General features: G+C 33.3%; 12 protein-coding genes. 9 read left to right on the forward strand and 3 right to left on the reverse strand.

What is annotated here, in order from left to right; translation table 11 throughout:
- The first annotated feature begins 21 nt into the window (after nt 1-21).
- The 9 genes from Q0921_RS11585 to Q0921_RS11625 all read left to right on the forward strand — a co-directional run bounded on the left by Q0921_RS11585 (nt 22) and on the right by Q0921_RS11625 (nt 14,434).
- Complete coding sequence (locus tag Q0921_RS11585) at nt 22-1,911, forward strand: OstA-like protein (protein WP_299256940.1); 1,890 nt, start codon at nt 22-24, stop codon at nt 1,909-1,911.
- Nucleotides 1,912-2,014: 103 nt separating this feature from the next.
- A complete protein-coding gene (locus Q0921_RS11590; RefSeq protein WP_299256942.1) occupies nt 2,015-3,208 on the forward strand; it encodes an aspartate aminotransferase family protein in 1,194 nt (397 codons plus the stop codon).
- Between the two features lie 414 nt (nt 3,209-3,622).
- The gene (locus Q0921_RS11595) at nt 3,623-5,023 is read left to right on the forward strand and encodes a tetratricopeptide repeat protein (protein WP_299256944.1); all 1,401 of its coding nucleotides are present in this window, start codon (nt 3,623-3,625) and stop codon (nt 5,021-5,023) included.
- A 135-nt stretch (nt 5,024-5,158) separates the two neighbouring features.
- Nucleotides 5,159-6,124: a DUF368 domain-containing protein gene (locus tag Q0921_RS11600; RefSeq protein ID WP_299256946.1), complete on the forward strand. Its 966-nt coding sequence runs from the start codon at nt 5,159-5,161 to the stop codon at nt 6,122-6,124.
- 3 nt (nt 6,125-6,127) lie between these two features.
- On the forward strand, nt 6,128-7,156 hold the full coding sequence (locus tag Q0921_RS11605; RefSeq protein ID WP_299256948.1) for a DUF368 domain-containing protein: 1,029 nt from the start codon (nt 6,128-6,130) through the stop codon (nt 7,154-7,156).
- Complete coding sequence (locus Q0921_RS11610) at nt 7,153-7,881, forward strand: shikimate dehydrogenase (protein WP_299256950.1); 729 nt, start codon at nt 7,153-7,155, stop codon at nt 7,879-7,881. Before Q0921_RS11605 ends, Q0921_RS11610 begins: the two co-directional genes overlap by 4 nt.
- Nucleotides 7,882-8,022: 141 nt before the next feature.
- On the forward strand, nt 8,023-10,080 hold the full coding sequence (locus Q0921_RS11615) for a DUF349 domain-containing protein (RefSeq protein ID WP_299256952.1): 2,058 nt from the start codon (nt 8,023-8,025) through the stop codon (nt 10,078-10,080).
- Between the two features lie 9 nt (nt 10,081-10,089).
- The gene (locus Q0921_RS11620; protein WP_299256954.1) at nt 10,090-10,716 is read left to right on the forward strand and encodes a class I SAM-dependent methyltransferase; all 627 of its coding nucleotides are present in this window, start codon (nt 10,090-10,092) and stop codon (nt 10,714-10,716) included.
- A gap of 268 nt (nt 10,717-10,984) precedes the next feature.
- Nucleotides 10,985-14,434, forward strand: coding sequence for a starch-binding protein (locus Q0921_RS11625; RefSeq protein ID WP_299256956.1), 3,450 nt, complete (start codon nt 10,985-10,987; stop codon nt 14,432-14,434).
- A gap of 1,019 nt (nt 14,435-15,453) precedes the next feature.
- Here the strand turns inward: Q0921_RS11625 and Q0921_RS11630 are convergent.
- The 3 genes from Q0921_RS11630 to Q0921_RS11640 form a co-directional block, all read right to left on the reverse strand.
- Nucleotides 15,454-16,857, reverse strand: a complete 1,404-nt coding sequence (locus Q0921_RS11630; protein WP_299256958.1) for a RagB/SusD family nutrient uptake outer membrane protein — start codon at nt 16,855-16,857, stop codon at nt 15,454-15,456.
- A 25-nt stretch (nt 16,858-16,882) separates the two neighbouring features.
- A complete protein-coding gene (locus Q0921_RS11635; protein ID WP_299256959.1) occupies nt 16,883-19,915 on the reverse strand; it encodes a TonB-dependent receptor in 3,033 nt (1,010 codons plus the stop codon).
- Between the two features lie 587 nt (nt 19,916-20,502).
- Entirely contained in the window at nt 20,503-21,909 is a 1,407-nt protein-coding gene (locus tag Q0921_RS11640) for a RagB/SusD family nutrient uptake outer membrane protein (RefSeq protein WP_299256961.1), read from the reverse strand.
- Between the last annotated feature and the right edge of the window lie 24 nt (nt 21,910-21,933).

Consider the following 21,933-nt stretch of genomic DNA (forward strand, 5'->3'; position numbering starts at 1 on the left):
TTGCAAACAAATATTAGATACTTGAAAAATACATTTTTCTATATAGTTTTTATGTTGTTTTTTTCTACCATCACATTTGCTCAAGAAGGTAAAAAAATCAAGGTTCAATCAGATCGTACTATCAAAAATGAGGAACGTTTTCCTGGAGCAACGATTTTAGCCAAAGTAAACAAACAAGTTTATATTGAACATGATGGTATTGAGATTTGGTGTGACCGAGCGATACATTATGGAGAAGATAAATTCATTAAAGCTCTTGGTAACGTAAAAATGAAGCAAGGAGATACGCTAACAATGACAAGTGCTTATGCTGAGTATAATGGTAATAGTAAGTTTGCTTATGCGCGAGAAAAAGTGTTTTTAGAAACTCCATCTAACACATTAACAACAGATACATTATTTTTTGACCGACTACGCCAGCAAGCATATTATCGAAGTGGAGGAACTGTAAAAGACTCTTCTAATATACTTACCAGTAGAATTGGTAGATATTTTATGGATAGAAAACAGTATTCATTTAATACCGAAGTAAAAATCGTTAATCCAGAAAACACTGTAGATTCTGATCGTTTAGATTATTATACAGATAATGGTCACGCATATTTATATGGTCCATCAACCGTAAAAGGAGAAGAAAGCACATTATACTGCGAACGTGGTTTTTATGATACCAAGGTAAAAACCGGGTATGCTATAAAAAATGCACGGATTGATTACGATAATCGTACTGTTTATGGGGATAGTATATTTTATAATAGCGCAATTCAATTTGCATCAGCGACCAACAATATTAAGGTACTGGATACAGCTAATAACTCTGTAATTACCGGTCATTATGCTGAAGTTTTTAAAGATAAAGACTCTCTTTTTATTACCAAAAGAGCTTTAGCAGCTACTTTACAAGAAAAAGATTCTATATACATTCATAGTGATACGTTAATGGTAACAGGTAAACCAGAACGTAGAATTATGAATGGTTTTTATGATGTTCGGATTTTTAAAAGTAATATGAGTGGTAAAAGTGATTCTATCAATGTAGATCAGACTACCGGATACACAAAAATGATAGGTAAACCAATCATATGGACGCAACGCAATCAAATGACCGGAGACACTATCAAGATTATCTCTAATACCGAAACAGAAAAACTAGATTCGCTAATTGTATACCAAAATGCTTTTTTAATACAAGAAGACACACTAAAAGCCGGATATAATCAGGTGAAGGGACAGACGTTATATGGACTTTTTAAAGACAATGAAATTTATCAGGTAGATATAGATAAGAACACAGAAACAATATTTTATCAAAGAGAAAGCGAAGGGGAACTTAAGTTAATAGGTATTAATAAAGTCCTATCCAGTTCTATTAAGTTACTATTAGAACAAAGAGAAATTGTGGATGTATTTTATTATCAAAATGTAGATGGAACCTTATATCGAGAAATCGATTTACCAGAAAATGCCAGAGAACTCTCCGGCTTTAAGTGGCGTGGAGATGAACAAATATTAAGCAAAAAAGAGCTTTTTAGAGGTGAAGCACCTCCTAAATTAACTAAAATAACAGGAATACCACTACCTGTAGAAGATGATGATTTCTTTGATGAAGAGACTATAAAACGTTTAGAAGATAATAAATCCAAAGACTCTCGTTTATTAGAACAAAAACTAGAAGATGCTCAACTAAAAGAAACAAATAAAGAACTGAATTCAACACCTATAATAAAAGAAAAAATAGAAGAAGGAGTAAAACTAAAAAAGAAAAAAGATACTACTTCAAAAAAGAAGACATCTAACAAAACTTCTTTCATAGATCCTGACCTTAATCGAACTGCTAAACAACGTGATAGTATTACTGTAACTAGTTTAAAAAATCAAAAATCAGCTGATACTATCAAAAAGGAAAAATAACAAGCTACATCAGTACCGAAATTGTTGTTTTAGAAATTACACATTGGTGAGTTTCTTACATCAAGATACTAAAACTTCGATAGATTGACTTAACTTTGTAAAGGTGAAAAAAGACTTCTACAGATATCAGGCTCAAACCACACCACATCCTTTGGCTATGGAAATTTCTCATGCAGAAGGAAGTTATATTTTTTCTACCGACAATAAAAAGTATTTGGATTTTGTGGCAGGAGTATCTGCTTGCAGCCTTGGGCATAGACACCCAAGAGTAATAAACGCTGTAAAAGAACAGCTAGACAAATATCTACACGTAATGGTATATGGAGAGTATATCCAAAAACCAGCAGTAGAACTCACAAAACTTTTAGCATCCCTTCTACCCGACACTTTAGAAAAAACATATTTAACCAACTCTGGGACCGAAGCTATAGAAGGTTCACTTAAATTAGCAAGACGAGTGACGGGAAGAAGTCAAATCATAGCTGCTAAACACGCGTATCACGGCAATACTATGGGGTCTATGAGTGTGATGGGGTTTGAAGAACGGAAACAAGCTTTTAGACCACTAATTCCAGATGTATCTTTTATAACATTTAACAAAGAAGAAAATCTACAATTCATTACAGAAAAAACAGCTGGAGTAATACTCGAAACCATACAAGGAGGGGCAGGTTTTATTGTCCCCAAAAATAAGTATCTAAAAAAAGTTCGCGAACGTTGTGATGAAGTTGGCGCTGTACTTATCCTAGATGAAATACAACCCGGATTTGGACGTACTGGAAAATTATTTGGATTCCAAAACTATGAAATGGTTCCAGATATTCTTGTTATGGGAAAAGGTATGGGAGGTGGATTACCCATAGGCGCCTTTACCGCTTCTTCTAGTATGATGGATAAACTACAAGACAACCCTAAACTTGGCCATATCACAACATTTGGTGGTAATCCTGTAATTGCAGCTGCCGCTTTGGCAACATTACAAGAAATTACAGAAAGTGACTTAATGGCAGAGGCCTTACAAAAAGAAAAATTATTCCGAGTATTACTAATACATCCTTTAATCAAGGAAATAAGAGGCATTGGATTAATGCTAACCATTATGACTCCTTCTGCGGAAATCACAAATGAAATTGTTTTGAGGTGTCAAGACAAAGGATTAATTCTTTTTTGGTTGCTTTTTGAACCCCTAGCAGTGCGCATTACACCCCCTTTGACGATATCTGAAGAAGAAATCAAAGAAGGCTGCCAGATCATTCTTGAAATATTAAATGAGATTGAAAATCATAAAAAGTTTTAAAAACGATACCTTTAAACTGATTTAAAACCCTTATCTTTAGTAGAATATCTTACCATATCATACATTCTATACTATCTAGTGGCTTATAATATAAAAAATGCTAAACCGTTAATTATTAATGGTACACATTTTGTTAATTAGTTTGTTAAAAACAATTGATTCCTGAAGTAGTATCGTACAATTTCATTTGTAAATTTAATTCAGAAGAAATCAATAGTGCAAAAATAAATTAAGTAATGTTGTTTTTACAACTCTTGCTTGTTGGGGAAGACAAAAAAGGTTTGTAACATATTTTTGATTTATAGAGCACCCTTAATCAACGTGTATGAAATGAGCATACTTATGAATTTCAAAAATATCGAAATTAATATTATGCGAATTCCATCTGACATTTATTAAAAATAAGGACAACGGATGAAATTTAACCACGAAGAATTCGAAGAAAATAATTTCTCAATCACTCGCTATGAGTCTATGTTGAGATCTAATGATGTTAAGTTTTTTGATTCTGATGAGTTTGAATCTATAATTCATCATTATCTGGAAAACGGAAAAATAGCAAAGGCTAAAAAAGCAATTTCTTTAGGTCTTTCACAACACCCATCTTCTGTAAACTTAAAACTATTACAAGTTGAAGTACTTGTTTTCGAGGATAGATTAGACAAAGCGGATAATCTTCTAGGTCAACTACACGCGTTAGAACCTGAAAATGAAGAAATATATATCCAAAAAGCAAATATCCTTTCTAAGCAAAACGATCATATAAAAGCAATTGAATTATTAAGTACAGCACTGGAGTACACAGCAGATGAGGCTGATGTATATTCCTTGATCGGAATGGAATATCTCTTTATGGATGATTTCGAAAATGCGAAAGTAAATTTTATGAGATGTTTAGAGTCTGATAATCAAGATTACTCTGCGTTATATAATATAATATATTGTTTTGACTTCTTAGAACAACACGAAGAAGCTATTACATATCTTAATATGTTTTTGGATAAAAATCCATATTGTGAGGTGGCTTGGCATCAGGTAGGCAAACAATATTTTGACCTTAAGGATTATCAAAAAGCTTTAGCTGCATTTGATTTTGCAATTATTAGTGATGAATATTTCATAGGTGCTTATCTGGAAAAAGGAAAAGTATTAGAAAAATTAAAACGCTATAACGAAGCCATAGAAAATTATCGTATTACCTTAGAATTAGATGACCCTACTTCTTTTGCCTTATTAAGAATAGGAAAGTGCTTTGAGAAATTGGGAAGTGATGATCTAGCTATACAGCATTATTCTAAAACTGTACACGAAGACCCTTTATTAGATAAAGGTTGGATTGCAATTACAGATTTCTACATGCGAAAACGCAACTATCAGAAAGCATTATATTATACCAACAAAGCTATAAGCATTGATGCAGAAAATGTATTGTATTGGAAACGTTATGCTAAAATCAATAACAGATTAGCTTTCTTTGAAGAAGCAGAACGCGGATACAGAAAAGCATTAGAATTAGGTAATTACGAACTGGAAACTTGGCTTAATAGATCGGATATTTTAAAATTTATTGGTGAATCTGATGGTGCTATTCAAAACATGCACCAGGCAATAGAGTTTTATCCAGAAAATGCTGAAGTTCAATATCGGCTAGCTGGACTGTATTATGAAAAGCAAGAATATGATAAAGGAGAATTTCATCTTAGAAAAGCACTGGACTTGGATATAGAATATACTATTGTTTTAGAAGAGTTATTCGAACGTGTATATAAACTTACTTTGGTGCAAAATATTATTTCTGAGTATAAAACAGAATAGAAATTAATATATTACAAGTATAACGAAACAAGGTAATAAAACTAATTCCACCTTGTAATTTCCTTAAAATAACGGCATACTTTAAATCAAAAATTACATACATTTGTTTGTATAACAATTGCTAAACTAAAAAGAATGCGACGAAGTCTTAAGGACTACTTGGTTATCTCACTGAAAGGGATTGCTATGGGAGCTGCAGATGTTGTTCCGGGAGTTTCTGGAGGAACTATAGCTTTCATCTCAGGAATATATGAAGAACTTATCTCCACTATCAATACGTTAGATCTTAATTTTTTCAAAGTCTGGAAAAGTGAAAGTTTTGGTAATGCCTGGAAAAAATATAACCTTTCTTTTTTATTAGCATTATTTACGGGAATAGCTATAAGTATTCTTTCATTGGCCAAAGCAATTAAATGGCTTTTACATAATGAACCATTATTGTTATGGTCATTTTTCTTTGGATTAGTATTAGCAAGTATACTATATATTGGCAAACAAATAACCTCTTGGAACCCAAAAATTTTTCTTAGCATAATACTAGCTGCTGTTATTTCTTATTTTGTAACTATAGCAGAACCTATAGCATCCCCAGAAAGTCTATGGTATTTACTTTTTTGTGGATTTATTGCGATAATAGCAATGATTTTACCGGGTGTTTCAGGAGCTTTTATCTTATTAATCCTTGGTGCATATCAAACGTTTATAGGTATACTTAATCAGTTTAGAGAAGGATTAACCACCATGGATTTTGACATGTTATGGCAAGCTTTTTATAAAATAGTTATTATAGGTATTGGTGCTGTTACTGGTTTAAAATTATTTTCTAAAGTATTAAACTGGATGTTCAATAACCACAAAAACATGACCTTAGCTTTACTTACAGGATTTATGATTGGGTCTTTGAATAAGATATGGCCTTGGAAAAAAGTAATCTCTTGGAGAACAAACTCAGAAGGTCTTGAAGTTCCTTTTATTGAAAAAAGTATCTTACCCGCAAATTTTGATGGAGATCCTAGAATTATTTGGGCACTTCTCTTTGTCTCTATCGGTTTTCTGCTAATTCTTTTGTTAGAGCGCCTAGCAATAAAAAAAGACAATTAATAGATGGCGGAAAATACCAGAACGTTTAGCGATAAGTTTTTTCTAGTCATTAAAGGTTTGGCTATGGGAGCTGCTAATAAAGTTCCTGGTGTATCTGGTGGAGTTGTGGCTTTTGTCGCCGGTTTTTATGAAGAATTTATTTATTCTCTACAGAAAATAAATCTTAAGGCACTTAAATTATTTATTGATTTTAGGTTTAAAAGCTTCTGGAGATATATAAATGGTCGTTTTTTAGCACTGCTTATTTTAGGAATGCTAATTAGTTATTTCAGTGTTTCCAAAATTCTCGATTATCTAATTATCCATTATGAACTATATGTCTGGGCAGCTTTTTTCGGAATGATCATTGGCTCCATATATTATATCGTAAAAGATTTTGATGATTGGAGCAAGCGCAATATTTGCTTTATTATTATTGGAATAATAGTAGGTATTAGCATCAGTTTATTAGAACCTGCCAAAGAAAATGATAATTTATTTTTTGTTTTTTTCTGTGGTATTGTGGGTGTTTCTGGTATGACATTACCAGGATTATCTGGCTCATTTATCCTTATACTTTTTGGAAACTATGTATTGTTATTGGTAGACTCGGTAAATGCTTTATATGATACCATTGCCGACCTGATACAATGGGATTTGTCCTTTACGGAAAATACTAAGAGAATACGATTGCTTAAAGTTCTTGTAGTATTTAGTTTAGGCTCAATCACCGGTTTAGTAACATTATCACATTTTTTAGGATATGTATTAAAGCATTACAAAAATGCTACTTTTGCTGCAATTATTGGTTTTATTACTGGATCTCTAGGTGTTGTTTGGCCCTGGAAATATAAGATGTATAAACAAAATGATTTAGGAAAAATCCTAATTGATGCACAAGGAAATCCTATTCTTGATAATTACGATCGTTATCTACCTGATCTAACAATTGCACCGACATATATTGCCTTCTTTTTTGTTTTAGTAGGTATTGCTATTGTTCTTTGGTTAGAATGGTACGGCGAAAGAACCTTAAAAACTAAACCAAAATGAACATATACGGATTACTGGGTAGAGACATAGGCTATTCTTTTTCTAAAAACTATTTTTCTAATAAATTCAACAAAGAAGAACTAAAATGCCAGTATAAGAATTTTGATCTTCAAACAATTGACAAGCTAAAAACCATCATACAGCAGGCAGAAGTAAAAGGGATGAATGTGACTATTCCATATAAACAAGAAGTTATTCCATATTTAGATAAATTAGATCCTATTGCCAAAGAAATTGGAGCTGTAAACGTAATTAAATTTGAAAGTAACGGGAAATTGACAGGGTATAACAGTGATTTCTATGGTTTTACAGAGTCTCTAAAGCCTTTGCTTAATACAGCTATTAAAAAGGCATTAATATTAGGAACAGGTGGAGCATCAAAAGCCATAGCATATGCATTAGACAACTTAAATATTGAATATGTTTTTGTTTCTCGGAATCCGGATTTTAAAGAACTTAGTTACAATGATCTGGATGAGGATATCATAAAAGATTTTAAACTAATTATTAATTGTACTCCTTTAGGCACTCACCCAGACGTAGAAAATTATCCAGATATCCCTTATGAGTACCTAGGTGACAATCACGTGTTATATGATCTCATCTACAATCCAGAGGAAACAACCTTTATAAAAAAAGGCAAACAAAAAGGAGCCACAACTTCTAATGGCCTGAATATGCTAATTTTACAAGCAGAAAAATCTTGGGAAATCTGGAATCAATAGTATTCTCTTTTTTAAGGCACAAAATTACCCCTTCAATCTCAACTAAGTAATTCCTAAAACCGAGCATTTGCTTTGAGTTTATAGAAGATGTTAGTATCTTAGTCAATCGTTAACCTCAGACAAACAAAAACATTTTATATAATGTCCACACACGATAACCTGCCTAAGGCAGATGGAAATGAAGAAAATAAGACTAAGGCTTTAGAGGAGAAATTAGAAAATCCCGTTTCTGAAGCAATGGAATCTGATACTGAAACTCAAGAATCACTGGGTAGTAAACCTGAAGAAATAACTAAAGTAGAAGAATCTATTGAGGATAGTATATCTACTGAAGAGTCTCCAGTCATTGAAAACACTTCAAATATCGAAGTAGAAAAAGAAAGTGGAGAATCTACCGAAGCGCCTGATGATGAAATCTTAAATGAGATGGACCAAGCAGTGGCAAAGGATAGCGAGGATGAGAGCAAATTAGAGCGTCATGATATCGAAAAGAAAGATTATCATGCAATGAATAAAGATGAACTTATATCTGAATTACGTCTTTTGGTAAAAAGCGAAAAAATTCAAGCTATCAAGGAACATGTAGAGGAAATTAAGACCGAATTTAATGCCAAGTTTAACGAAGAAGTAGAACAGAAAAAAGATGAGTTTTTAGCCGATGGTGGAAATATAATAGACTTCTACTACTCTACTCCACTAAAAAAAGAATTTAATTCCGTTTACTTTGATTATAAAGAGAAAAGAAACGCATACTATCAAAACCTTAAAAAAGATCTTCAGGCAAATCTACAAAAGAGATTAGATATCATTGAAGAACTAAAAGGTCTATTGAATGTAGAAGAGAATATCAATACTACCTACAATCATTTTAAGGAAATTAAAGAGCGATGGCATAATGCAGGTTCAATCCCAAGAGACAAATACAATACGGTTTGGAATACATACCATCATCACACAGAAAATTTTTATGATTTTTTGCATCTCAACAGAGATTTTAGGGATCTGGATTTTAAACACAATCTAGAACAAAAACTTAAAATTATAGAGCGTGCAACCGAGTTAGCTCAGGAAACAGATGTGAATAGAGCATTTAGGGAATTGCAAATTCTCCACAAAATGTGGAAAGAAGACTTAGGACCCGTTGCTAAAGAATATAGAGAGCCTATTTGGGAAAAGTTTAGTGAACTTACCAAAAAAATTCATGAAAACCGTCAACAATTTTTTAAAGTACAAGACAAAGTTTATGAAAAAAATCTAGAGGTAAAACAAGAAATTATTACTAAGATTATTGAAGTTGCGACCGAACATCCAAAAAACCATGGAGGTTGGCAACAAAAGATAAAAGAAATAGAAGCGCTAAGAGAAGAGTTTTTTAAAGCTGGAAAAGTACCTTCTAGTTCAAATGAAGAGACGTGGAGCCATTTTAAGGGTGCTGTAAGAGATTTTAATAGAAATAAAAATGCGTTCTATAAGAGTCTGAAAAAAGATCAGTTCGAAAATCTGAACAAGAAAATGGAACTCATCAAAATTGCAGAAGATAATAAGGATAGTGATGATTTTTCTGTTACCACTCCATTGATGAAAAAAATTCAATCGGATTGGAAAAAAATTGGACACGTACCACGTAAGGATAGTGATAGAATCTGGAAAAAATTTAAAGATGCTTGTAATTCCTATTTTGATCGTATCCACGCTGAAAAAAACGAAGCTAATAAGGAAGAAGTTGTAGCTTATGAGAAGAAGCTAGCCCATATTGAAGCGTTAAAAGAGCTAAAGCTATCTGGTGATACTCAAAACGATCTTGATGCCATTAAAGAAAATATTGGTATTTGGAAAACAATAGGTAGAGTTCCATACAAAAAACGCAACATCGAATCTGATTTTAATAAAGTATTAGATGGTCTTTTTGGGCAATTAAACTTAAGCCGACAAGAGACTGAAATGATTAAATACGAAAACAAACTCAATTCACTTGCAAATCAGTCTGATGATAGAGCACTTAGAAATGAGCAAAATTTCATACGTAAAAAGATTGAAGAAGTTCATAGCGAAATACGTCAATTAGAAAATAATCTACAATTCTTTAAACACGCAGATGACAATAATCCATTGGTAATCGAAGTGCGAAAGAACATCGAAAAGCATAAAGAAAATCTCGAAGTTTGGAAAAACAAATTAAAAAAAATAAAGCAACTCTAATATTATAATATGAATTGTGCTCTTTGTGGCTCAAAAACCTCAGAATTTTCTGTTGTACACAAACGAGCATACCAACATTGTCCGAACTGTGATGGAATCTCTCTACATTCATCTTATTTCCTTTCTAATGATAAAGAAAGGAAACGGTATGAAATACATAATAATGATGTTACAGATCTAGGTTATCAAAATTTCGTTTCTCCTATTGTCAATGCTATTATAAAGAACTATCGTAAGAATCATAAAGGTTTAGATTTTGGAAGTGGTAGTAATCCTGTTATTACTACCATGCTCAGAAATCAAAAATATACTATCACAACGTTTGACCCGTTCTTCGATCCTGATTCGAAGGCATTGCAATCAACTTATCACTATATTGCTTGTTGCGAGGTAATGGAACATTTTTATCATCCTAATAAGGAGTTCAAATTATTATATTCATTATTAAAAAATAAAGGAAGTTTATATTGTAAGACATATCTTTATGATGAGTCTATTGATTTTGATTCATGGTGGTACAAGAATGATACTACTCACGTGTTCTTCTACACAAAAAAAACATTGAATTGGATTAAGAATCACTATGGTTTTAGTGAAATAATTATATCCGAAAAACTCATCATTTTCAAAAAATAATTTCTGTATTGCATTTGCCAATAATTTTAATCTAACGCTACTCTAAAAACTACTATACAAAATGTTATCAACACGAAAACGTTTGAGTAATTAGGTGGTCACCTTAGTGAATAATTATTACCCTAAATTGTGTATTTATCTTATTTGTTATTAAAAAAATAAGATTGTATTAATAATCTATAAAATATTATTCGAATATGATAATTCAGACACTAACTTCTTAAGGAAGAAAAAAATCACACAAGACACAATTCAAACACTAAAATTCATGAAAAACTCACTACCTAAAACCCTAGGCATATTATGTCTATGGAGTCTATTACTAAATTCCTATCTAGTAACTGCACAAACGGACTTCAGAGAAGAAACTATCTATTTTTTAATGACCACTCGTTTCTTTGATGGAGACTCTAGCAATAACGCACCAACAGAATGGTCCTCTTACAATCCTAATCCTGAAATAAATCCAACCATTACTGATTCTGATGACGTAACCTGGAAAGGTGATTTTAAAGGATTGATTCAAAAATTAGATTACATAAAAGATCTTGGTTTTACAGCAATCTGGATTACACCTATAGTACATAATCGTAGCCCTTTAGATTATCATGGTTATCACGCCTGGGATTTCACTAAGGTTGATCCACGTTTAGAATCTCCAGGAGCCACGTTCCAAGATTTAATTAATGAAATCCATGCGCGTGGAATGAAAATTGTACTGGATGTAGTTACAAATCACGCTGGTCGCTTTGGAATAAAAGATGTAGCTGAAATAAAATATAATACAGATCCTACCAAACCTTGGTTTGCACCTGACAATCCCAATTGGGAATATGATGGTTTAACACCTAACCCAGACGATGGATTAATTTGGAGTAGAGCTAATTTAGCAAAAATGCCTCCTCCTTATAATCAAGATTTATCGCAGCACAATTTTCCAAGTAAAGAAAGTTATGTTGATACTTCTGATCCAGATTGGTATCATCATTCCGGAAACGGTTTTGCGCAAGGTTTTGATGATGTAGAAAATTTACAAAACCGGGCATTGGCGGGGGACACTCCGGACCTTAACACAGAAAGTCAAATTGTTAGAGATTATCTTATTAATGCGTATGCTACCTATATCAATATGGGAGTAGATGCGTTCCGTTGGGATACAGTAAAACATATGAGTAGAGAGGATATTATTTATTTCTATGATGCTTTTAAAGCTATAAATCCTGACTTATTCATTTTTGGTGAAGTAGCACAAAAACGTCACGAATTACACCCTGTAGAGGAAACAAATCCTCATTATTATACATGGAGAGGAGCCGTTAATAATTCTGCTCCCTTAGATCTCGCTGTAATAGATTTCTTTGGAGAAGCTACTTTTCATGGTACGTTTGAAGAAGGGCAATCCTTTCCAACCGTAAAAGCTGCGGCCAGGTATGATAATTTATATAGTGATCCCTCTACCTTGGTAACATGGTTGGACAATCATGATTTTGGGCCTAATAATGACTGGAATAGACGTTATGGAGGTTCTGATGAAAACTTAGCAGCCTGTATGAATTTCATGTTTACCTGGAGAGGAATTCCAACTGTATATTATGGAACCGAAATGCGATTTAAAGCTGGTGAGTTTAATGATATCCATAATGAAGCAGGAATTAGAGAGTCAATTAATAATACTGGAAGAGCATATTATGGCGATGTAATGGATCAAGCTCCAAACCATAAAATATACCAACATATTAAAAAATTAAACGCAATACGAAAAGCTGTTCCGGCATTACAAAAGGGAAGCTGGAATTGGAAAGAGGCTCCTGGTAATGCCGTTTCTTATCGCAGGGTACATCAAGGTAGCGAAGTTGCTGTTGGGTTAGCCAAAGATGGGAATGCCTCATTTAGTATTTCAGGAATGACCAATGGATTATATAGAGACGCCGCAACAGGTCGTGAAATTGCAACGCAAAACGGAGTATTAAATTTTACCGTAACGTCTGGATCAGCCGGAATTTATGTATTGAATGGACCAGGTCTTATCGGAGGTTGTGGAGAAGGATTCTTTGAAAATTGTGTGAACGGTCCAAGTAATCCAGTTGTAATTATTAACCCAAACACTACAAACTCTGAAGATCCAATTCAAGTTACAATGGAAGGTATTGGTGGTGCTGGAGCTCCTTACAATATTTACTATACTATCGATGGATCAAATCCAAGTACTTCCAGCTCTCAATATATGAGTTCATTTACTATTGCAACATCTACTACTATCAAAGCTATTGCTTTTGATAAAGATGGTACAGCATCTGACATCATTACAAAAAATTATCAAATCGGTCCAATAGAAGGGTTACACGTTTATTTTAAGAAACCATCTTCTTGGTCACAAGCTAATGTACATTATTGGAATGAATCACCTGATGTTTTACCACCTAGTGATTGGCCAGGTCCACAAATGAACCAAATTAATAACTCTGATTGGTATGAATATATTTTTGAAGGAGTTCAGAGTACTAATCTACTCTTTAATGATAACGGCGGTACAAAAACTGATGACTTAACAAGAGATAGAGATGGGTGGTTTGATAATGGCATTTGGTATGATACAGATCCTAGAAATACCGAAAATACTCCTCCAACAATATTAATGTCACCAGAGGGAGGATCCTTTGTGGAAGGAGAAACTGTAACCGTATCACTAAGTGCAACTGATAATTCTCCTCAAGGAATAGAGATTTATTATACTTTGAATGGAGACCAACCGACAACATCTTCTACACGATATACATCGGAAATAATACTTTCTTCTGACACCACGATAAAAGCCATTGCATTTGATACAGAAGGTTTATCATCAACAATGATTAGTAATTCATTCTCTTTTTCTAATGCAACTGATTCAATGACGGTTTATTATAAAGGACAACTATCTAATCCAAATATTTATTATTGGAATACAACTCCAATAGCATCAACAGTTCCTTGGCCAGGAGCCGCCATGATCGATATTGGCAATGGCTGGTATTCATCTACATTTAGTGGTATTAACTGCACCAACATAATTTTTAACAGTAATGGAGCGAATCAAACTGTAGATCTTCAAAGATGTGGAGACGGATGGTATTATAACGGAGTTTGGTATGACAGTAATCCTGAAGAAAGTCAAAATCAAGATTTAACAGTTTACTTTAAAACTGACTCTTATACTTCGCCAGTTATTTATTTTTGGAATACTACTCCATCAGGAGTAACGACTTCTTGGCCTGGAGAATCTATGACAGTTGATACAAATGGTTGGTATCGATATACACTGTCGAATATATCTTGTACCAATCTTATATTTAGTAATAATGGAACTTCAAAAACGTCAGACCTTAACAGATGCCAAAACGGATGGTATTATAATGGCACCTGGTATGATCAAAATCCCGATACTATGAGATTGAATAATACTGCCTCAGAAGATGATATTTCTGAAGGGAAAATCACAATATTTCCAAATCCAATAACAGAAAATTCTGTATTACAATTGTACACTACAAAATTAACTAGTGATCTTAGAGTTGAACTTATTAATGTTTATGGCGCATCACAAACCATCATTAATAAAAAAGTCAATCAAGGACAACACCAATATTCACTAGGAGAAAAATCTTTAGCGAACGGAATTTACTTCTGTAGAATCAATATCGATGGAAAAACCTCTACCAGAAAAATTATAAAGCAATAAACTATAGTAGTATAATATTTCTATTAAAATATAATTACCCACTTAAGATAACGACTCAAGTGGGTAATTTTTTTGTGATATTAAAAGGAATTACACCTTTATGCTACCAATAATATCTTTTGAATTTTTAATTCACTATGAAGAAAAATTAAGTTTCTTGATTTCAATCATAAAAAGAAATCTAATCCACTTTTTAGGTAATTTAAAAACACAACCTTAATTGATTAATTTCCGTAACCTAAAATTTGCATTAAATTAGGATTTACATCTCGCTCTCTTCGAAAAATTGGCATCATCAAAAAGTTATCATTATAATTGAATAGCCTCATTATGCTTTGTGAGTTTTTTATATGATGTAAACCAAAACTTTGAAAAGCCAGTTCACGCTTACGTTCATTAATAATATCTTAAAATGAAGGCAAGAGTATATTGAAGGCTAACTCAACAATAACATCACCAATAAGAATAAACTATACACTTATCATCGGCGATCTCTTGCCTATTTTTTTATTATTGATTTTACAAAGGACGTTATAGAAGTTAAAAAAAGAGGTAAACCTGATCAAAATTTACCTTTACCGATCAATATTTCACTATTGAAATATAGAAGAGTATTTTATAAATTATAAAGGTGTTATTGTATTGTTTTACAGCTAGTTTTTTAAAAGGAAATCAATAAATGATTAGATGCCAAAAACGAACAGTTCTTTCTAATATAAAATTGTTATTTCTGAACAGTCAGAAATCTATTTAACAAGCAAAATGGATATCAAAACAGGTATAGAACAATAACCCAATAATAAAAATTATAGCTAACAAAGTGTCCAGAATTAAATCAAGTAGCTTTAACTGAATAATAAAATCAAGTGTAAGTCGATTTCTTCTAGGTAAGTATTTAAACATTATAACAATATGATTTCTAAACTCCACCGCTTTCTAAAAAGGTAAGTCTTGAAATATGAGAATAAAAAGGCCTACTTTTCAGTAGACCTTTACTTTTGTGAAATATTTTATTATGATTAATAACCAGGGTTTTGATCAAGAAATGGAGATAAATCTCTAACTCCTTGAGGTATAGGAAATATAGTTCTGTCCATTCCTGGTGCCGAATTAGCATCATTTACTTGACCAGGTCTTCTCAGGCTCATGTTATTTCTTAAAAGATCCATTCGTCTTTGGCCTTCGAAGGCTAACTCTTTTCTGCGTTCATTTAGAATAATATCTAAATCAACACTAACTAAATCAGATAATCCAGCTCTGTTTCTAAGGTCATTAATATCATCAAGTGGTGTAGCACCGATAGATGTATTACCTCTTAAATTAGCTTCTGCTCTGGTTAGATACATTTCGGTAACTCTCATCACAGGAGCGTCATCTGAATTATTATCCCCCTCAGGAAATTTATTGGTAAAAATTCTATCCGCACCTTCAGCTCCAGGTCCTGTCTGAGTTATAAATCTTAAATCTCCAGCTTCTTCTGCATACGCATCTAATAAATTTTGGGAAAAAGGAACATCTCCCCTACCTTCTGGCACAGGATTACTCAATCCAGAAAAACCTTCTCCTGAATCCTGGCCATCCACTGGGTCATTTAGCAGTGTAAATATATGCTCTGTTGCATCAGGTGAATCATAGAACGCATAATCTGTGGCTAGACTATAAAAAGAATCATTGATCACGTCGTTTGCAAAATTTGCAGCATCATCCCAACGCTCTTGGTATAGATATAATTTAGCCAAAAATGCTCTACAAGCTCCAGGGTTAGCTAATATTCTAGTGCCAGCAGCTAAATCAGGAATAATTGCTAAAAATTCAGATTCTACAAAATCATATACTTCGCCTAACGTTGCTCTTGGCAATTCTTGACCAAGTTCTGACGACGTTACAAGAGGAACACTTAAATTATTTTCACCTGCTCCAACCTGTAAAGGTTGACCAAAGACTGTAGCGATATTAAAGTATACCAAGGCTCTTAAAAATCTGGCTTCTGCTATCGCTTGACTACGTTGCGCTGTTGTGAAACTCACATCTTCAATTAAAGGAACATTATCAATAACTAAATTTGCAGCTCCGATAACTTCATAATTGTCATCCCACATACCAAAAATTGAAGTATTAGCAGCTAATGTTGCGTAATCTCTTATCTCTCCAAATGTAGTAAACGTACCTATAAAATCTACATTATCAGCTTGCCATTCTGAACTAAATTGTAATGTCCCGTTCAATACATCATCCTGTTGTGCTCTATTATATATTCCCGTTACAGCTCCTAAAGCTAAAGCACCATTAGAAAATACAACTTCGTTAACCGTAAGATCTTCGGGTAGTAATTCTATTTTATCTTCGCAAGAAGTTGTTAATAGCACTACTAATAAAAGTATTAGTACACTAAATTTATTGTTTGTATTTATACTTGTTTTCATATGTATATATTATCTCATTAAACTGTTAGAAAGAAACATTAACTCCAAAAGTATATGTTGATGCTTGTGGTAACGTAAAGAAATCTTGACCAACCGCATCAAAACCATCAGAACCATTGGATACTTCAGGATCATATCCATCTAATCCATCACTTTTAAAAGTTAATAAATTTGTTGCTGTAGCATATAATCTAATTTTATTAATAAAAGTTTTTTCTAAATGTTTGTTAGAAAGTGTATAAGCTAACGTTACATTTTTTAATCTAACAAAAGATCCATCCTCGAGCTGAGCAGCTGAGTTTTGGTTAAAAGTATTTATAGTTGCGCTATCAGGACTTGGTATAAAAGCTTGATCACCTGGTTGTTGCCAAACATTCAGTACTCTTGTTGTTTTGTTGAATCCACTTATTGGGTTTTCATTAAATGCTCTTGATGTTAGTAATATATCATTACCAAAAGAAAAATTGAATAATGTATTTAATGACCAATTTTTATAGGTGAATACATTAGTAAACCCTCCGACTAGATCAGGATTTGCCTGACCTACTATACGTCTATCTGCAGCTACTGGAGTTGTCGTTGGATTACCGTCAGCATCTAACCATTCCGCATCTCCTGTTTGAGGGTTAACTCCTAAATATGGAATTAAATACCAAGTATTTACAGAATAACCTTCTACAGCTCTCTGTCCTGAAAATGCTAGAGATCCACCAGTACGATCAACAAATTTATTTCCAAGCTCATCTACACTAGTTCCTTCAGGAAGATTAGTTACTTCATTTTCATTAAATCCAAGATTTAAACTTGAAGTCCATTTAAAACCGTCGTTTACACTATCAAAAATCACAGCGTCCAAAGTGAAGTCAACACCTCTATTTTCTAATTCTCCAATGTTTTCGCTTACTGAATTCAACCCATTGTTAAATGTTGGGTCTCTAGGAACATTTAAAATTAAATCATCTGTCACATTGTTATAATATTCAACATTAAAAGTTAACCTTCTATTAAAAAAGGCCGCCGTTAATCCTATATCTCGAGTTGTGGTACTTTCCCACTGTAAATCTGGATTACTTAATGTTGAAGGTGTTAGACCTGGATTACCATTATAATTATTTCCTGCAAAAAGACCTAATGCCGGGAAAAAATTAGTAACTCCTATTCTATTGTTTCCAGTTGTACCATAACTTGCGTTTAGTTTGAGTCCCTGAATCCAATCTACGTTCTGCATAAAAGCTTCATCAGATATATTCCATCCCACTGCTACTGACCAGAATGTTCCAAACCTATTATTTGCACCAAATCTTGATGAACCATCTCTTCTTATGGAACCTTCTACAATATATCTACCGTCTGCATAATCGTATGTTAGTCTACCTAAAGAGGATACTAACCTAGTTGCATCACCACTTGAAAAAGTAATAGGAAATGTTGAAGCTGACTCAATATTTAATTGTGCATCGGATAAAAACCCTGTACCTGTTGTTTGAACATTCCTTAATTGATTATCTTCAAAAGAATATCCTGCCAAAAGATTTAGATTATGTGCATCTCCAAAAGTTTTATTGTAGGAGAGTAAACTGTTAAGAACATATCTATTTTGTTGAAAAACAGAGTTTGCTGCGAATCCTCCTGGAGTTAACAACTCAACATTTCTTTGTTGATTTTCTGTAAACGTTCTGTCAATTCCTATATCTTGTTTAAAACTTAAACCATCTATTAAAGAAGATAGATTGAAATCTAGAGATCCATTTGCAATAATACGGGTGGTTGTAGCTAAGTTAATATTTAATGTTTCTTGGGCTATCACATTACCTCCGCCCACATTACCAGCTGTTGTAAAATTACCCTCATCATCAAATGGCTCTACATCTGGCCTTTGCAGTATAGCTATGGTATATGGTGATGCAAAACTATTTTCATTAGGAACCCTATCAAATCGATTATGTGATACATTAGCATTTAAGCTCGCTGTTAACCAATCAGTGGCTTTAACCTGTATGTTAGATCTAAAACTAGTTCTCTCAAGATTATCACCTATTCTTATACCTTCTACATCCTCACGGGTAGCTCCAATAAAATAATTACTTTTTTCGGTACCACCTCTTATACTAAAGTTGTAGGATTGACTAACAGCCGTTCTCAATACTGCATCCAATGCGTCGAACTCACCTCCTGCACTAGTTAATGGGTTTGCTGATACAGCAGAACCATTTCTTACCAGTGTTGTGAAATCTATGAACTGCTGAGCGTTCAATAGGTCGGGTGTATCCGTAATCGTAGCAAATGAAGTATTGACGTCTATATCAACGGTTACTTTTCCATTTTTATTTCCACGCTTAGTTGTAATAAGTACAACTCCATTAGCACCTCGAGAACCGTACAATCCCGAAGCCGCTGCCGATTTTAGAACGGATATACTCTCAATATCATTTGGATTGATACTAGCCAAAGGGTTAATACCTGCTCCAGTACCTTGATTAAAGGTCGTAAAACTGTCCCCAAGAGTTATTCCATCAATAACAAACAATGGTCTGGTATTACTTGTTATGGAACTAGAACCTCTTATATTAATGGTAGGTGACGCTCCTAAACCTCCCGAACTAGAAAACACTTGAACTCCAGATGCTTGCCCTTGCAATATATTTTGAGGAGAATCTGCAATAATATTTTCCAGATCATCACCTGAAACTGTACTAATACTAGTTACTAATTTCTTTTTAATTTGTGATCCATAAGCAACTACTACAACCTCCTCTAGCTCTGCTGCTGAGACTACTAGTTGCACATTGATAGTACCAGAATCGCCTACTACGATACTTTTGGTAGTAAAACTTACATAACTAAATGATAAAACAGCTCCTCTTGCTGCATTAATAGAATAATTACCATCGAAATCAGTTTGGGTACCATTATCAGTGTTTTTTACTAATACATTTACACCTGGCAATGGCAAACCTTTGTCATCGGTTACAACACCCGAGATTGTTTTTTGTTGAGCAAATGCAATGCTGGACATCCAAAACATGAACATAAGCAATTTGTAATGATGTACTCTCATAAATAAAATTTTCAAGATTATAATAAATTAGCTTAGTATAATCATAAAAGGATGGCTAGAATATCTTGATGGCTAACTCAAATATTACATTTCATAAAACTTGAACAAAGTTTATGTAGAAATTGCTCACCCTTGTTATGATTACATTGTAAAAGAAGTAATAGAATTTATGAAGTAAGGCAACCCTTATCAGTATTTACTTTTTCCGAAGAAACTTTACTTTTTCCGAAGAAAACTTACTTAAACGGCTAGAAAAAATAGGTTGTAAAGAATTTAATATCGTTTAGGTAAAAATTTCCTGATTATATTTATTGAAGGTATCCTTTACTATCTGATATAAAAAACCACCTAATTTTTAGATTAGGTGGTTGCTCTATCTGACACAAAAATATTTAATTAATTCAGTAACCCGCATTTTGATCACTCCCTGACAATGCTATATTATTATCTAATTCATTCTGTAGTATAGGAAAAGATCATTTCTTTCGAAATTTAACCACTTGCTAAAAAGATAAGTCTTGAAATATGAGAATAAAAAAGGCCTACTTTTCAGTAGACCTTTACTTTTGTGAAATATTTTATTGTTATTAGTAACCAGGGTTTTGATCAAGAAATGGAGATAAATCTCTAACTCCTTGAGGTATAGGAAATATAGTTCTATCTGCACCTGGTGCTGAATTAGCTTCGTTTACTTGACCAGGTCTTCTCAAACTCATGTTATTTCTTAAAAGATCCATTCGTCTTTGGCCTTCGAAGGCTAGCTCTTTTCTGCGTTCATTTAGAATAATATCTAAATCAACACTAACTAAATCAGATAATCCAGCTCTGTTTCTAAGGTCATTAATATCATCAAGTGGTGTAGCACCGATAGATGTATTACCTCTTAAATTAGCTTCTGCTCTGGTTAGATACATTTCGGTAACTCTCATCACAGGGGCATCATCTGAATTATTAACATCCTCAGGAAATTTATTGGTAAAAATTCTATCCGCACCTTCAGCTCCAGGCCCTGTTTGAATTAAATCAAACCTTAAATCTCCAGCTTCTTCCGCAAATGCATCTAACAAATTTTGGGAAAAAGGAACATCACCTCTACCTCCTGGTACAGGATTACTTAATCCAGAAAAACCTTGCCCACTATCCTGACCATTTACCGCATCATTTATTAATGTAAATATATGCTCTGTTGCATCAGGTGAATCATAGAACGCATAATCTGTGGCTAGACTATAAAAAGAATCATTGATCACGTCGTTTGCAAAATTTGCAGCATCATCCCAACGCTCTTGGTATAGATATAATTTAGCCAAAAATGCTCTACAAGCTCCAGGATTAGCTAATATTCTAGTGCCAGCAGCTAAATCAGGAATAATTGCTAAAAATTCAGATTCTACAAAATCATATACTTCGCCTAACGTTGCTCTTGGCAATTCTTGACCAAGTTCTGACGACGTTACAAGAGGAACACTTAAATTATTTTCACCTGCTCCAACCTGTAAAGGTTGACCAAAGACTGTAGCGATATTAAAGTATACCAAGGCTCTTAAAAACCTGGCTTCCGCTATCGCTTGACTACGTTGCGCTGTTGTGAAACTCACATCTTCAATTAAAGGAACATTATCAATAACTAAATTTGCAGCTCCGATAACTTCATAATTGTCATCCCACATACCAAAAATTGAAGTATTAGCAGCTAATGTTGCGTAATCTCTTATCTCTCCAAATGTAGTAAACGTACCTATAAAATCTACATTATCAGCTTGCCATTCTGAACTAAATTGTAATGTCCCGTTCAATACATCATCCTGTTGTGCTCTATTATATATTCCTGTTACAGCTCCTAAAGCTAAGGCTCCATTAGAAAATACAACATCACTAACCGTAAGATCTTCGGGTAGTAACTCTATCTTATCTTCGCAAGAAGTTGTTAGTAGTACTACTAATAAAAGTATTAGTGCACTAAATTTATTGTTTTTATTTATACTTGTTTTCATATATATGTATTATCTCGTTAAACT

This window comes from uncultured Aquimarina sp. (assembly GCF_947496855.1).
Taxonomy (GTDB): Bacteria; Bacteroidota; Bacteroidia; order Flavobacteriales; family Flavobacteriaceae; genus Aquimarina.